Origin of the sequence: Devosia sp. UYZn731, assembly GCF_040546795.1 — a bacterium.
GTDB lineage: Bacteria > Pseudomonadota > Alphaproteobacteria > Rhizobiales > Devosiaceae > Devosia.
Window position 1 is genome coordinate 1 of the sequence record NZ_JBEPOL010000004.1, and the last position, 13199, is coordinate 13199.

Here is a 13199-nt window from a genome sequence, read left to right on the forward strand (position 1 = left end):
CGCGCCGCGCTCGCGCAGCGCTGCCCCGCGCGCGCGGGGGGGCCCGGCCCCCCCCCCCCCCCCCCCCCCCCCCCCCCTTCTCCCAACACCGCGTCCAGAAAAGGCCCCCTCACCCGACCCAAGAGGGTCGACCTCTCCCCCAAAGGGAGAGGTGAGGAAGGATGAGGCCGGCACGTTTCGCATCATCTCACGCATCGAGGTTCTTCCCCACTGCCCGCATCAGGAAGATGGCGACGATATTGGCGATGATGACGGCGACCACGCCACCGGCAGAGCCGGCGCCGATGTCATTGGAAAGGATACCCGTTCGGAACACGAGGAAGGCGATGTTGGTGGAGGCATAACCCGGCCCGCCGCCGGTGGTGACGCGGATTTCGGCGAAAATGCCCAGGAGGAAGATGGTCTGGATCAGGATAACGATGGTCACCGCCCGCGCCATATGCGGCATGATGATGTACCAGAACCGGTTGATGGCATTGGCGCCATCCATCTCGGCGGCCTCGCGCTGTTCTTCGGAGAGCGACTGCAGCGCGGTCAAGAGGATCAGCGCGGCAAAGGGCAGCCATTGCCAGGCGACGATGATGATCACCGAAAACAGCGGGTACTGGGCGAACCAGTCGATGGGTTGCGCGCCGAAGAAGCGCCACAGATGGGCGAGCAGGCCGTAATCGGCATGCATGAAGCCGTTCTTCCAGATCAGCGCCGCTACCGGTGGCATGACGAAGAAGGGCGAGATCACGAGGATGCGCAGGATGCCCTGGCCCCAGACCGGCTGGTCCAGCAGCAGCGCCAGGAATGTTCCACCCACCACGGTGATGATGAGCACGCCCAACACCAGGATCAGCGTATTGACCAGCGACTGGGTGAAGCTGGGGTCGCCGATGACGTAGATATAGTTGGCCCAGCCGGCAAAGCCGGTCATCATCGGGTTGATCAGCGAGTAGTTCTGGAACGAGAACCACAGCGTCATCACCAGCGGCACGATCATCCAGATGAACAGCAGCACGACTGCCGGTAGCATCATGGTGCGCGCAAGGGTGCGCGTCTGCGCGGTAGCCATGTGCTGATCCTCCCCCGAGGGCCGGTGCTCGGACCGGTGTGATTGAAAGCAAACGAAGGTCTGGTCGCAGTCTGCCCGACTTCTAGAGGGATCTGTCGGCCGGGCAGTCTCTGAACGAGGCGCGGTCCCAACCGCGCCTCGAAAGCTCATATCCCTGGCGGGCTGCAGCCGGTTGGAGCCGGCTGCAGGAACCGTCGGGGGAGACTACTTGATATAGCCGGCGCGGGTCATGTCACGCGTGGTGGAGTCCTGGGCCTGCTTGAGGGCATCGTCGGCCGACATCTGGCCGGCAAGCGCTGCCGAGAACAGCTGGCCCACATTGGTGCCGATACCTGCAAATTCAGGAATGGCGACAAACTGGATGCCCACATAAGGCACCGGCTTGACGGTCGGCTTGGTGGGGTCGGCCGAGTTGATCGAGTCGAGCGTCATCTTGGCGAAGGGCGCAGCCGCCTGGTAATCCGCATTCGCGTAGAGCGAGGTGCGGGTGCCGGGGGGAACGTTAGCCCAACCATCCTGAGCGGCGACGGTGGCCAGGTAGTCCTTGTTGGTTGCCCAATTGATGAACTTCTCGGCGGCTTCGGCATGCTGTGAGCTTTTCGGGATCGCGAGCGACCACGCCCAGAGCCAGTTACCGCGCTTGCCAAGGCCGTTATCGGGCGCCAGAGCGAAGCCGACCTTGTCGGCGACGGTGGAGTCCTTGCCGATCACAAAGGATGCGGCGACGGTGGCGTCAATCCACATGCCGCACTTGCCCTGCTGGAACAGGGTCAGGTTTTCGTTGAAGCCGTTGGACGATGCGCCGGCCGGGCCGGCATCCTTCATCAGGCCCAGATAGGTGTCGAGCGTGGCCTTCCATTCCGGCTGGTCGAACTGGGGATGCCAGCTCTCATCGAACCAGCTGGCGCCGAAGGAATTGGACATGGCGGTCAGGAAAGCCATGTTCTCGCCCCAGCCGGCCTTGCCGCGCAGGCAGATGCCGTTGATGTCATTGGCGCGGTCGGTCATGGCGCGAGCCGCCTTGCCGATGAATTCCCAAGTGGGGGCGTCTGGCATGGTCAGCCCGGCCTTTTCCATCAGGTCCTTGCGGTACATGACCATGGAGGACTCGCCATAGAAGGGGGCGGCATAGAGCTTGCCGTCGACCGACAGGCCAGCGCGGATCGCGGGCAGGATGTCGTTGACGTCATAGGTAGCGTCGGCGCTGAGGCCATCGAGCGGCACCAGCCAATCCTGCTTGGCCCAGATCGGGGCTTCGTAGGTGCCGATGGTCATCACGTCATACTGCCCGCCATTGGTGGCGATGTCGGTGGTGACGTTCTGGCGCAGGGTGTTTTCTTCGAGCACGACCCAGTTCAGGTCGATCCCGGTTGCCTTGGTGAAGGCCGGCGACAAAGCCTGCATACGAACCATATCGCCATTGTTCACGGTGGCGATGGTGAGCGTTTCGGCCGAAGCGGACGAGGCCAGCGCAATGGTCAGCGCGCCCACGATAAAGGGTGTCAGTTTCATGGATATCCTCCCAGTAACCGAAACGAGCATTTGTTCCGGTGATGGGCAAATACTCACAACTTATGCGTCAGAGTCAAGCGTGCTATGCGCCCACCGCGTGAGGTACGTATAGCAGAAAACGTTTCCGAACGCCGGAAACGTCTATCTCTACAAGGGGTTGGATTAAGTTAACAAACCTTCAGCGGTTCGCTCGTCGGTGATCAGGCCATTGACCAGCCGGCGGTTCAGCGTGGCGCGAATGCCGGGCAATTTTCTACGACCCATGGCAATTGCCACCACCAGGGAGTTTTCGCGCGATGGCATCGGGGCGCTGGCGACGCGGTCATTGGTCAGGCCATCAATCAGCTTGCCATCGGCATCAAAGCACCAGCCGCAGATTTCGCCCACCGCGCCGGCTTTCTGCAGGGCCTTGAGTTCGCTCTCGCTGATGAAGCCATCAAGGAACAGCGGCGCGTCGGGGCCGATATCGCCAATGCCCAGAAAAGTGACGTTGGCCTTGGCTGCCAGCGCCAGCGTTTCGCGAATCATGGGCTGGGCGTGCAGCAGTTCGCGTTCGCGCGCCGAGGAGGCAATGACGGGCAGGGGCATGGGAAAGCTGCGCGCCTTGACCGTATCGGCGACGTTGAAAATGACGTTGTAGAACGCGGCCGAGCCGTCGGGCGCGATATTGCCGGTGAGCGAGACCACCTTGTGGTGCGGGCATTCCATTGGCTGCAACTGCTCGATGGCGGCTTTCAGCGTGCGCCCGGTGCCGATGGCCATGATGATCGGCTCGGGATGGCGCAGCCAGCGCTCGATTTCGGCGGCGGCGGCTTCGGCGACCCCGATCGTGGTCGATTCGCTGGCCGGATCGGACGGCACGACCTCGACCAGGTCGAGCGCGAAGCGCGATTTGAGCCGGGCGGCCAGGTCCATGCAGCGCCCGATCGGGTGATCGAGCCGCACCTTGATCAGGCCCTCGCTGACCGACAGCGACACCAGTCGCTGGGCCGATTGGCGCGAAATGCCCAGCTTGGTGGCAATCTCCTCCTGGGTATTGCCGGCGACGTAGTACAGCCAGCCCGCGCGAGCCGCGTCATCCAGCCGGTGGCTGGAACTGTCTTGTCTTGGCGCCATGAACAGGTCCCGCACTTTCGCGCGGATTATTCTGCTATGCCGGGTCGCCCCGCAAGAGGCTAAACGGTCGCTACTGGCTCGGCTCTGCCCGCAAGGGCCGGCCGCTAAGCGCGGCGCGGATGTCGCGCTCGGTGTCCTTCAGGTGAAAGCGCATGGCTTCGGCGGCGGCGCGGCCATTGCCGTCCTTGATGCAATCGAGGATGCGCTGATGGGCGTCGATCGTGTCCTGGATGGTATGGCCGCGCTGCTCGTGGCCACGGCGGCTGATATAAAAACCCTCGCGCAGCGGCTGCGACATGGCCTCGAACAGATAGCCGAGCACGCGATTGCCGCTGGCCAGCGCGATAGCTTCGTGAAAGCCAACATCGAAACTGTGAAAGCGCAATTCGGCCGCGTCGGTCGCCAGGTCGGTGGCGCCGGCGGCAGCCTCGCGCATGCCCTGCAAGGCCGATTCGATCGCCGCGACGCCGGCACGAGTGGAGTGGCGGGCCGCCAGGGTCGCCGATTGCACTTCGAGCGAGAGGCGAACCTCGATCAGGTCGAACAACCCCTTGGCATCGTAACGGATAACCGAGGTGAGGAAATCGGCGAAGGCGGAGCCGTCTGGTGCACGTACCACAGCTTTTCGCCCGCGGGCGATTTCCAGCAGGCCGCGCCCCTCCAGAATCTTGACCGCCTCGCGGATGGTCAGCCGGCTAACGTCATAGCGCACGGCCAGTTCGGCCTCGCTGGGCAAGCTGGTGCCAGGCGTCATCTCGCCCAGAATCAGGCGCGCCAGATCGTCGGCAACAGTGCTCGCAGCACTATGGGTTTCGTGCCGGTCATCCGGATCGGGTTGTGTCATATCTCCTCCGAGATATCAGATACCTTTTAGGAACGTTACGACTCTTCGTGGTCGATACAGACAGATTCGAGGCATCATTCGGCCGCACCATATCCAGAGCACTATGGTGGCGCAATCGCCCAAAATGCTGGAATTATGATTAACTTTCGATGCTCGAAAAAAATGCAGGGGCCGCACCAAACCCGCTTTACAAGGGTATCTGATTATCCTAAGCAATTGCCCATGGGCTTGGGAGGGCCCCGGCGGATTTTACCGCCGTGCAGGAGGACTTCATGCAAATCAATCTGGTGGCTCGCTCCGGCGAGTCTGCTCGGGCTGTTGCACCGTGGTTTTGCGGTTGTGAAGTCATTGGCGAGGCCGGCAGCAATGCCGTGGCCTTCCTGCTCCTGTCATCCACCCAGGATATCCATTCAAGCTTCTGAACTCGAAAGACACAAAGGGAGTCGAGACGTGAAGGTTCTAAAGACACTTGCTACCGTGCTGGCCGTCGGCGCCATGGCGCTGACTGCATCGACCGCAGTTTTCGCCCAGGACAAGGGCTCGATCGGCATTTCCATGCCGACCAAGTCCTCGCTGCGCTGGATCTCGGACGGTGATGCGCTGGTCAAGGCGCTGACCGAAAAGGGCTATACCGTCGATCTGCAGTACGCAGAAGACGATATCCCGAACCAGCTCTCGCAGGTCGAAAACATGGTCACCAAGGGCGTCAAGGCCCTGGTCATCGCCGCCGTCGATGGCACCACGCTCAGCGCCGTGCTGCAGCAGGCTGCCGATGCGGGCATCAAGGTCGTCGCTTATGACCGCCTGATCCGCGACAGCGCCAATGTCGATCTGTACACCACCTTCGACAACTTCCAGGTTGGCGTTCTGCAGGCCAACTCGCTGCTGACCGGCCTTGGCTATCCTGAAAAGAAGGGCCCGTTCAATATCGAGCTGTTCGGCGGTTCGCCGGATGATAACAACGCGTTCTTCTTCTATGACGGCGCGATGAGCGTTCTGCAGCCGCTGATCGACAAGGGTGACCTGGTCGTGAAGTCTGGCCAGCTCGGCATGGATACCGTTGGTACCCTGCGTTGGGACGGTGCTGTCGCACAGGCCCGCATGGACAACATCCTGTCCGCCAACTACTCGGACGGTTCGCGCGTCGACGCCGTTCTGGCCCCCTATGACGGCCTGAGCCGTGGCATCATCTCGTCGCTGCGCGGCGTTGGTTATGGCACTGCCGATCAGCCTTGGCCGATCATTTCGGGCCAGGATGCCGAAGTACCTTCGATCAAGGCAATCATTGCCGGCGAACAGTACTCGACCATCTACAAGGACACTCGTGAACTGGCTGCCAAGACCGCTGAACTGGTCGACACCCTGCTGACCGGTGGCACTCCTGAAGGCCTCGACACCAAGACCTACAACAATGGCGTCAAGGTTGTTCCCTCGATCCTGCTGACCCCCTATGCGGTCGACAAGTCGAACTACCAGAAGCTGGTCGTCGACTCGGGCTACATCAAGGCCGAAGAACTGCAGTAAGCCACACTGAACGACGGGGCCCCGCGGTAACGCGGGGCCCTTTCCCGTCACGTCCATGTGCCTTGTGCCGGGCGAGAATAAGCGCTAAGCGCCGCGCTTGCGTGAAATCGAGAGATAACGATGGAAACGACAATTCTGGAGATGCGCGGCATCACCAAGACTTTCCCCGGCGTCAAGGCGCTGTCGGATGTGAACCTGAACGTACGCGAGGGCGAGATCCACGCCATCGTGGGCGAAAACGGCGCCGGCAAGTCGACGCTGATGAAGGTGCTGAGCGGCGTCTATCCCGCCGGCAGCTATGACGGCCAGATCATTTATCGCGGCGCGGAAGTCCAGTTCAAGACCATCCGCGACAGCGAACACCAGAACATCGTCATCATTCACCAGGAGCTGGCCCTCGTGCCGCTGCTGTCGATCGCCGAGAACATTTTCCTCGGCAATGAAGTGGCCAAGAACGGCATCATCAACTGGGACGAAGCCCGGGCTGGAGCGCGCAAGCTGCTCGCCATGGTGGGTCTCAAGGAAGATCCCGATACCCTGATCACGCACATTGGCGTCGGTAAACAGCAGCTGGTGGAAATCGCCAAGGCGCTCAGCAAGGAAGTCAAACTGCTGATCCTGGACGAGCCCACCGCCTCGCTGTCGGAAAAAGACAGCACGGCGCTGCTCGACCTGCTGCTCGAATTCAAGAAGCAGGGCATTACCTCGATCCTGATTTCGCACAAGCTGAACGAGATCAAGCGTGTCGCCGACCGGGTCACCGTGATCCGCGACGGCAAGACCATCGAGACCATGGACAAGGCCGATATCAGCGAAGACCGCATCATCACCTCGATGGTGGGCCGCTCGCTGGAAGACCGTTATCCCGACCGCGTTCCCAATGTGGGGGAAAAGCTGTTCGAGGTGAAGGACTGGAGCGTCTATCATCCGCTGCATGCCGACCGGCAGGTGGTCAAGAATATCGCGCTGCACGTCAACAAGGGCGAAGTCGTCGGTATTGCGGGGCTGATGGGCTCGGGCCGCACCGAATTTGCCATGAGCGTGTTCGGCCGCACCTATGGGCAGAAGATCAGCGGCCAGGTGTTTATGCACGGCAAGCCGGTCGACACATCCACCGTGCGTCGCGCGGTCGATGCCGGGCTGGCCTATGCCACCGAGGACCGCAAGACCTATGGCCTCAACCTGATCGACCACATCAAGAACAACGTCACCATCGCCAACCTGCCCGGCGTGTCGCGCCACGGCGTGCTCGACGACATGGCCGAGATGAAAGTCGCCAACGATTATCGCAAGGCCACCAATATCCGCTCCTCGAGCGTGCTGCAGCTCACCGGCAACCTGTCGGGCGGCAACCAGCAGAAGGTGGTGCTCTCCAAGTGGCTGTTCTCCAACCCCGAAGTGCTGATCCTGGACGAACCCACGCGCGGCATCGACGTCGGCGCCAAGTATGAAATCTACACGATCATCAACAAGCTGGCGGGCGAGGGGAAGGGCATCCTGGTCATTTCCTCGGAAATGCCCGAGCTGTTGGGCATTTGTGACCGCATCTACGTAATGAACGAAGGCCGCATCGTTGGCGAACTCTCAGGGGATGAGGCCAGCCAGGAAAAGATCATGCGCGCAATCGTGCGTGCAGAAGGAAGAACCGCATGACCACCGAAACCGCACCCACTCCCAGTGAAGTGCCGACCCCAGTGTCGGCGGGCCCCTCGGGCCGCTCGATCCTGCAGGCCAACCTGCGCGATTACGGCCTCGTCGTCGCGCTGCTCGCCATCATGGTGTTCTTCCAGATCTTCACGGCCGGCACGATGTTCAAGCCGGTCAACCTGACCAATCTGGTGCTGCAGAACTCCTACATCATCATCATGGCGCTGGGCATGCTGCTGGTCATCGTCGCCGGCCATATCGACCTCTCGGTCGGCTCGGTTTCGGGTTTTGTCGGCGCCATCGCGGCGATCCTGATGGTGCAATATCATGTGCCGGCCATCCCGGCGGGCCTGCTCTGCGTGGTGCTGGGCGCCATTATCGGCGCCTCGCAAGGCTATTTCATCGCCTATGTGAAGGTTCCGTCCTTCATCGTGACCCTCGCGGGCATGCTGGTGTTCAAGGGTCTGTCGCTGGCAGTGCTCGGCGGCAAGTCGGTGGGTCCGTTCCCCACCGAATTCCAGCTGCTCAGCGCGGGTTTCATTCCCGACGTCATCGGGCCGATCAAGCTGATCCCGCCGACGCTGGATGCGGCCGGCAAGGCGGTTGTGGGCACCGGCGTCACGTTGCATTCGACCACGATGGTCATTGGCGTGCTGATCGTTCTGGCCATGGTGTTCTCCAGCTTGCGTACCCGCTCGCGCCGCCGCAGCCATGGCTACGAGTCCGAGCCGTTCCCGCTATTCGTGGTCAAGACCGCGATCATCGCCGGCCTCGTGCTCTACATGACCTATCTGGTGGCCTCCTATAAGGGTCTGCCGAACGTCTTGATCGTGATGTCGATCCTGATCGCCTTCTTCGTGTTCATGACCAAGCGCATGACCATCGGCCGCAGGATTTACGCGCTGGGCGGCAATCCCAAAGCGGCGCAGCTTTCGGGCATCAAGACCGAACGGCTGACCTTCTACGTGTTCACCATCATGGGCGCGCTGGCCGCTTTGGCGGGCCTGATCTTCGCGGCGCGTCTCAATACGGCAACGCCAAAGGCCGGCCAGGGCTTCGAGCTCGACGTTATCGCGGCCGTGTTCATCGGCGGTGCTTCGGCGCTGGGCGGCGTCGGTCAGGTTGCGGGCGCGGTGATCGGCGCCTTCATCCTCGGCGTGATGAACAACGGCATGTCGATCCTGGGCATCAACATCGATCTGCAGCAGATGATCAAGGGCGTCGTCCTTCTCGGCGCCGTGGTGTTCGATCTGTATAACAAGAACAAGGCCTGATCGGCTTCGATCGGCAAAAATTGGGCCGCCGGGGAAACCCGGCGGCCCAATTTGTTTTGGAGGAGTGGAGAGACCCTCATCCCGCGCTACGCGCCACCTTCTCCCCGACGGGGAGAAGAATCAAAGAGCGCCGTGGCCTCAAGATTTCTCGCCCCGTCGGTGAGGGGGGCATGGCTCCGCACACGGCGGTTTGGGCCAGCGCGCTCCGCAAAAGGTACTTATGGGAGGCCTCGACCTCCGCCACACCCACCGTCCTTCCCGCGGACTTGATCCGCGGGCCACTGCCCACTCACGCTGTGCTGCGGGAGGCCCTCGGATAAGGTCCGCGGGAAGGACGAGTTGGGGAGGCCGTGGTGATTAACTGCGAGGGCGGATCAAAGCCTCAACCGTGCAGGGGACCTAGACCTCCACCTCGGCGTCCTTGCGCCCGCCCCATTCCGTCCACGACCCATCATAAACCGCGACCTGGCTCGCGCCGCTCAGTTCCAGCGCGAGCGCCAGGCTGGCGGCCGTGAGCCCGGAGCCGCAACTGGTGATGATCGGCTTGGACAGGTCCAGCCTCTGTTCGGCGAACAGCGCCTGCAGCTCGGCAAGCGGGCGCAGCTTGCCATCGACGGTGAGCGAGCCGACCGGCACATTGACGCTGCCGGGGATATGGCCGCCGCGCAGACCGGCGCGGGGCTCGGGCACCTGGGCGGTGAAGCGGCCGGGGGCGCGGGCATCGGCGATCTGGGCGCCATGGTCCTTGGAGCGGGCACGCACGGTGTCGAAATTGACGACGCGCGCAGGATCGAAACTGGCGCGGAAGGTGGTGGCCGCGCGCGAGACCTGCCCGGTTGCGATGGAGCGGCGCTTGGCCCGCCATTTGGGCCCGCCGCCTTCCAGGATGCGAACATCCCTGGCGCCCATGGTCTTGAAGGTCCACCACACGCGCGGCGCGCTGAACAGGCCGACCTCGTCATAGACGACGATGGTCATCTCCTCCCCAATACCCAGGGCGCCGGCCATGCGGGCGAAGTCATTGGGTGATGGCAGCATATGCGGCAGGTCGGTGCTGGTATCGGCCACGGCGTCGATATCGAAGAACACCGCGCCCGGAATGTGCCCGGCGAGATACTCGGCACGGGGATCGCGATTGGCTGCCGGCATGTGCCAGGAGCCATCCAGGACCACCAGATTGGGATCGCTCAAATGCTGGGCCAGCCAGTCGGTGGTGACGAAAGGGGTATTCATGGAGGCTCCTGCGACGCTGTTCTGCGGCCGGAGAATGGCGCGCGGGCAGGGCGCGGTCAAATGGGGAATGATGGAGAGTTCCGTGCCCGAGCCACCCCTACCCATCCTCCCCCTCGAGGGGGAGGAGTTCTCTTCACTCGTTGAACTCGATCCAGTTAACCCCACCGGCAAACTCCTCCCCCTTGAGGGGTTGGTAGGGGTGCTCTTGGGACGACCGGCGCTTAGTTCAAAATCAGCAGATCCTTGCTCGCGAGACTCACTGTGATCGCATCCCCACGCGCGGGCGGCGCAGTGCGCTGGTCGTTGAACGTATCGAGGCTGATGATGTTCTTGCCCAGCGCTACTCGCAGGCGGATCACCGAGCCGAGGAACGTCACATCCGACACCGTTCCGGTCAGCATGATATCGGCGCCGGCGCGCTCGCCGACCGACAGCACTTCGGGCCGCAGGGTCAGCGAGATCGGCGCATTGGTGGCCGCGCCGCCCGGCAGGCTCGGCAGGGTCACGACCTGGCCATCGATATCGACCTGATGGCTGGAGGCACTGACGACCGTCGCTTCAATTGTATTGAGGTGACCCACGAAGGTGGCCACAAACCGGGTGGCGGGCTTGTTGTAGATCTCGTGCGGGGCGCCGAGCTGGTCGATATTGCCGGCATTCATCACCACGACGCGGTCGGAGATCGACAGCGCCTCTTCCTGGTCATGGGTCACGAAAATCGTGGTGATGCCCAGATCGAGCTGGATGGCGCGGATTTCCTCGCGCAGCGACACGCGGATCTTGGCGTCGAGCGCCGACAGCGGCTCGTCGAGCAGTAGCATGCGCGGGCGCGGCGCAATGGCGCGGGCCAGAGCGACACGCTGCTGCTGGCCGCCGGACATTTCGTAGGGATAGCGCTTTTCGAAACCCGGCAGGCCGATCAGCTTGAGCATTTCCTCGACGCGGGCGCGGCGCTGGTCGGCCGGCATGCCGGCGATCTTGAGACCGAAGGCGATATTGTCCCCCACGTTCAGGTTGGGGAACAGCGCATAGGCCTGGAACACCATGCCAAGCTGGCGCTGGTTGGGCTTGAGGTGGGTAATGTCATGCCCGTCCACCGTGATCGAGCCGCTTGTCGGGCTTTCGAATCCCGCGATCATGCGCAGGATCGTGGTCTTGCCGCAGCCCGACGGTCCGAGCAGGGAGACGAACTCACCCTTGTTGAACCCGAAGCTGACGCCCTTGACCACGGCATTGCTGCCGAAGCTTTTGGTGAGGTTTTCGACGTTAAGGAAGGGGGCCATGGGTCAGTCCGTCCGGGCAGAAGTGCGGGGGGGCAAAGCGCGAGAGCAGGTTGATCATGCTCATGGCGCCCCACGTAATGATGAAGGAAATGATGGCCAGCGCCGCCGGCTCATAGGCCCGGTTGGCGCCGATATTCTGTAGGTACGGTCCGAAGGCGGGGCGATTGAGCAAGCTGGCGATGGTGAATTCGCCGATGACGATGGCGAAGGTCAGGAATGCGCCGGACAGCACCGCGACCAGGATATTGGGCAGGATGATCCGGGCGATGATCTGGGGCGTGTTGGCCCCGGCGATCTGCGCCGCCTCGGTCAGCGTCTGCACGTCGATGGTGCGCATGCCGGTATCGACGGCGCGATACATGTAGGGCAAGGCCAGCGTCACATAAGCGAAGGTGAGCAGGATGTCGGTGCCCGTGGCGCTACCGGTAAAGGGGATGATCGAGCTCGAATTGTAGAGCCGGATATAGCCATAGACCAGGATGATGGCGGGGATGATCAGCGGCAGTAATGTCAAAAATTCGACATAGGGCCGCAGCCAGGCCATGCGCAGGCGCACGAAATACACCGCCGGCACCACGATCAGGATGCCCACGATGATCGACAGCAGGCCGATCACCGCCGAATAGGTGAACGTGGCCTGGAATTTCGGATCGGCGAACACCGAGGCATAGCTGTCGAAGCTGTAATAGCCGCGCCGCATGCGCAGGGAAAATTCGAACGTGGCGATCAGCGGCACGAGGAAATAGGCCGCGCCGACGCCAAAGACCACCCAGGCCCAGAACCGCGATTGTTTCATTTCAGCCACCTCTCGGCGCGGGCGCTGATGACGAGGTAGACCACGTTGGCGAAACCGGTAATCAGGATCATGCCGACGGCGAGCGCGGCACCCAGACCCGGGTTCTGCAGGGCGTCACCGCGAATCTGCGCATAGAGCAGGATGGGCACGATGTTGAGCGAGGAGCCGGTCAGCGCATAGGCCGTAGCGATGGCGCCGAAGGCATTGGCGAACAGCAGCGACAGCGTACCGAGGAAACTGGGCCACAGGATGGGCAGGCCGACATAACGCCAGAACTGCCATGGCGTGGCGCCAAGCGTTGAGGCTGCCTCGCTCCATTCCTTCTTCAACCCATCGATCGCCGGGGCGATGATCAGGATCATCAGGGGGATCTGGAAGTAGAGATAGGTGAGCGTCAGGCCCCAGAAGCTGAGCAGGTTGAAGCCGGCTTTGTAGATGTCGATGCCGAAGACGAATTTGAGGATGACGGTGGCCAGCCCCAGGCGCCCCAAGGTCGAAATGAAGGCGAAAGCCAGCGGCACGCCGGCGAAATTGGAGGCGACACCCGAAAAGGTCATGACCGCCGCGCGCAGGCCCGGCGGCAGCTTGCCGCGGATCAGCGCCAGGGCGATGGCCAGGCCGATCAGCGCGCCCAGAATGGCCGAGGCGCCGGAAATGCGAATGGAAATCCAGTAGGCGGCAACGATCTGCGGCGTGCCCAGACCGGCGAAATTGGCCAGCGTGAGGCCGCCCTTTTCATCGACGAAGGCCGCGCCCACGAGGTACAGCGTCGGCAGGATGAGGAACATGATGGCGAAGACGATGAATGGCGCGACCCCGAGCCATTCGAACGATAAAGCGCGCTTCTTGGCCGGCGCGGTGGTGCCGGTATCCAGTGTGGTCATGCTGTCCTCGTACCCCCGGAGGATTT

At 62.4% G+C, this 13199-nt stretch carries 12 protein-coding genes; 4 read left to right on the top strand and 8 right to left on the bottom strand.

From position 1 onward, the window contains the following. Positions 1 to 187: 187 nt before the first annotated feature. The 4 genes from ABIB57_RS10540 to ABIB57_RS10555 form a co-directional block, all read right to left on the bottom strand. On the bottom strand, positions 188 to 1060 hold the full coding sequence (locus ABIB57_RS10540) for a carbohydrate ABC transporter permease (RefSeq protein ID WP_354040625.1): 873 nt from the start codon (positions 1058 to 1060) through the stop codon (positions 188 to 190). A 204-nt stretch (positions 1061 to 1264) separates the two neighbouring features. Next, positions 1265 to 2572, bottom strand: coding sequence for an ABC transporter substrate-binding protein (locus ABIB57_RS10545; RefSeq protein WP_354040626.1), 1308 nt, complete (start codon positions 2570 to 2572; stop codon positions 1265 to 1267). Between the two features lie 162 nt (positions 2573 to 2734). Continuing rightward, a complete protein-coding gene (locus tag ABIB57_RS10550) occupies positions 2735 to 3688 on the bottom strand; it encodes a sugar-binding transcriptional regulator (protein ID WP_354040628.1) in 954 nt (317 codons plus the stop codon). 70 nt (positions 3689 to 3758) lie between these two features. Continuing rightward, positions 3759 to 4532, bottom strand: a complete 774-nt coding sequence (locus ABIB57_RS10555; RefSeq protein ID WP_354040630.1) for a FadR/GntR family transcriptional regulator — start codon at positions 4530 to 4532, stop codon at positions 3759 to 3761. A gap of 272 nt (positions 4533 to 4804) precedes the next feature. On the opposite strand from ABIB57_RS10555, the gene ABIB57_RS10560 reads away from it, so the two are divergent. From ABIB57_RS10560 to mmsB, 4 genes are all read left to right on the top strand, one after another. Then, positions 4805 to 4954, top strand: coding sequence for a hypothetical protein (locus tag ABIB57_RS10560; protein ID WP_354040632.1), 150 nt, complete (start codon positions 4805 to 4807; stop codon positions 4952 to 4954). Between the two features lie 28 nt (positions 4955 to 4982). Then, entirely contained in the window at positions 4983 to 6056 is a 1074-nt protein-coding gene (chvE, locus tag ABIB57_RS10565; protein WP_354040633.1) for a multiple monosaccharide ABC transporter substrate-binding protein, read from the top strand. 120 nt (positions 6057 to 6176) lie between these two features. Then, positions 6177 to 7709 (top strand): multiple monosaccharide ABC transporter ATP-binding protein, encoded by a 1533-nt coding sequence (gene mmsA / locus ABIB57_RS10570; protein WP_354040635.1) that lies wholly within the window; start codon positions 6177 to 6179, stop codon positions 7707 to 7709. Further along, complete coding sequence (mmsB, locus tag ABIB57_RS10575; protein WP_354040637.1) at positions 7706 to 8977, top strand: multiple monosaccharide ABC transporter permease; 1272 nt, start codon at positions 7706 to 7708, stop codon at positions 8975 to 8977. Before mmsA ends, mmsB begins: the two co-directional genes overlap by 4 nt. A gap of 399 nt (positions 8978 to 9376) precedes the next feature. Here the strand turns inward: mmsB and sseA are convergent, their stop codons facing one another. The 4 genes from sseA to ABIB57_RS10595 form a co-directional block, all read right to left on the bottom strand. Next, positions 9377 to 10210, bottom strand: a complete 834-nt coding sequence (gene sseA / locus ABIB57_RS10580) for a 3-mercaptopyruvate sulfurtransferase (protein ID WP_354040639.1) — start codon at positions 10208 to 10210, stop codon at positions 9377 to 9379. Between the two features lie 221 nt (positions 10211 to 10431). Continuing rightward, positions 10432 to 11493, bottom strand: coding sequence for an ABC transporter ATP-binding protein (locus ABIB57_RS10585; RefSeq protein ID WP_354040640.1), 1062 nt, complete (start codon positions 11491 to 11493; stop codon positions 10432 to 10434). Then, positions 11477 to 12289, bottom strand: a complete 813-nt coding sequence (locus ABIB57_RS10590) for an ABC transporter permease (protein WP_354040641.1) — start codon at positions 12287 to 12289, stop codon at positions 11477 to 11479. Before ABIB57_RS10590 ends, ABIB57_RS10585 begins: the two co-directional genes overlap by 17 nt. Beyond that, on the bottom strand, positions 12286 to 13173 hold the full coding sequence (locus ABIB57_RS10595; RefSeq protein ID WP_354040643.1) for an ABC transporter permease: 888 nt from the start codon (positions 13171 to 13173) through the stop codon (positions 12286 to 12288). Before ABIB57_RS10595 ends, ABIB57_RS10590 begins: the two co-directional genes overlap by 4 nt. Between the last annotated feature and the right edge of the window lie 26 nt (positions 13174 to 13199).

What these genes read in the sequence shown, in the direction of transcription:
- ABIB57_RS10540 (WP_354040625.1), bottom strand. Translation starts at nt 1,060, where the DNA reads ATGGCTACCGCGCAGACGCGCACCCTTGCGCGCACCATGATGCTACCG.
- ABIB57_RS10545 (WP_354040626.1), bottom strand. Translation starts at nt 2,572, where the DNA reads ATGAAACTGACACCCTTTATCGTGGGCGCGCTGACCATTGCGCTGGCC.
- ABIB57_RS10550 (WP_354040628.1), bottom strand. Translation starts at nt 3,688, where the DNA reads ATGGCGCCAAGACAAGACAGTTCCAGCCACCGGCTGGATGACGCGGCT.
- ABIB57_RS10555 (WP_354040630.1), bottom strand. Translation starts at nt 4,532, where the DNA reads ATGACACAACCCGATCCGGATGACCGGCACGAAACCCATAGTGCTGCG.
- ABIB57_RS10560 (WP_354040632.1), top strand. Translation starts at nt 4,805, where the DNA reads ATGCAAATCAATCTGGTGGCTCGCTCCGGCGAGTCTGCTCGGGCTGTT.
- mmsA (WP_354040635.1), top strand. Translation starts at nt 6,177, where the DNA reads ATGGAAACGACAATTCTGGAGATGCGCGGCATCACCAAGACTTTCCCC.
- mmsB (WP_354040637.1), top strand. Translation starts at nt 7,706, where the DNA reads ATGACCACCGAAACCGCACCCACTCCCAGTGAAGTGCCGACCCCAGTG.
- sseA (WP_354040639.1), bottom strand. Translation starts at nt 10,210, where the DNA reads ATGAATACCCCTTTCGTCACCACCGACTGGCTGGCCCAGCATTTGAGC.
- ABIB57_RS10585 (WP_354040640.1), bottom strand. Translation starts at nt 11,493, where the DNA reads ATGGCCCCCTTCCTTAACGTCGAAAACCTCACCAAAAGCTTCGGCAGC.
- ABIB57_RS10590 (WP_354040641.1), bottom strand. Translation starts at nt 12,289, where the DNA reads ATGAAACAATCGCGGTTCTGGGCCTGGGTGGTCTTTGGCGTCGGCGCG.
- ABIB57_RS10595 (WP_354040643.1), bottom strand. Translation starts at nt 13,173, where the DNA reads ATGACCACACTGGATACCGGCACCACCGCGCCGGCCAAGAAGCGCGCT.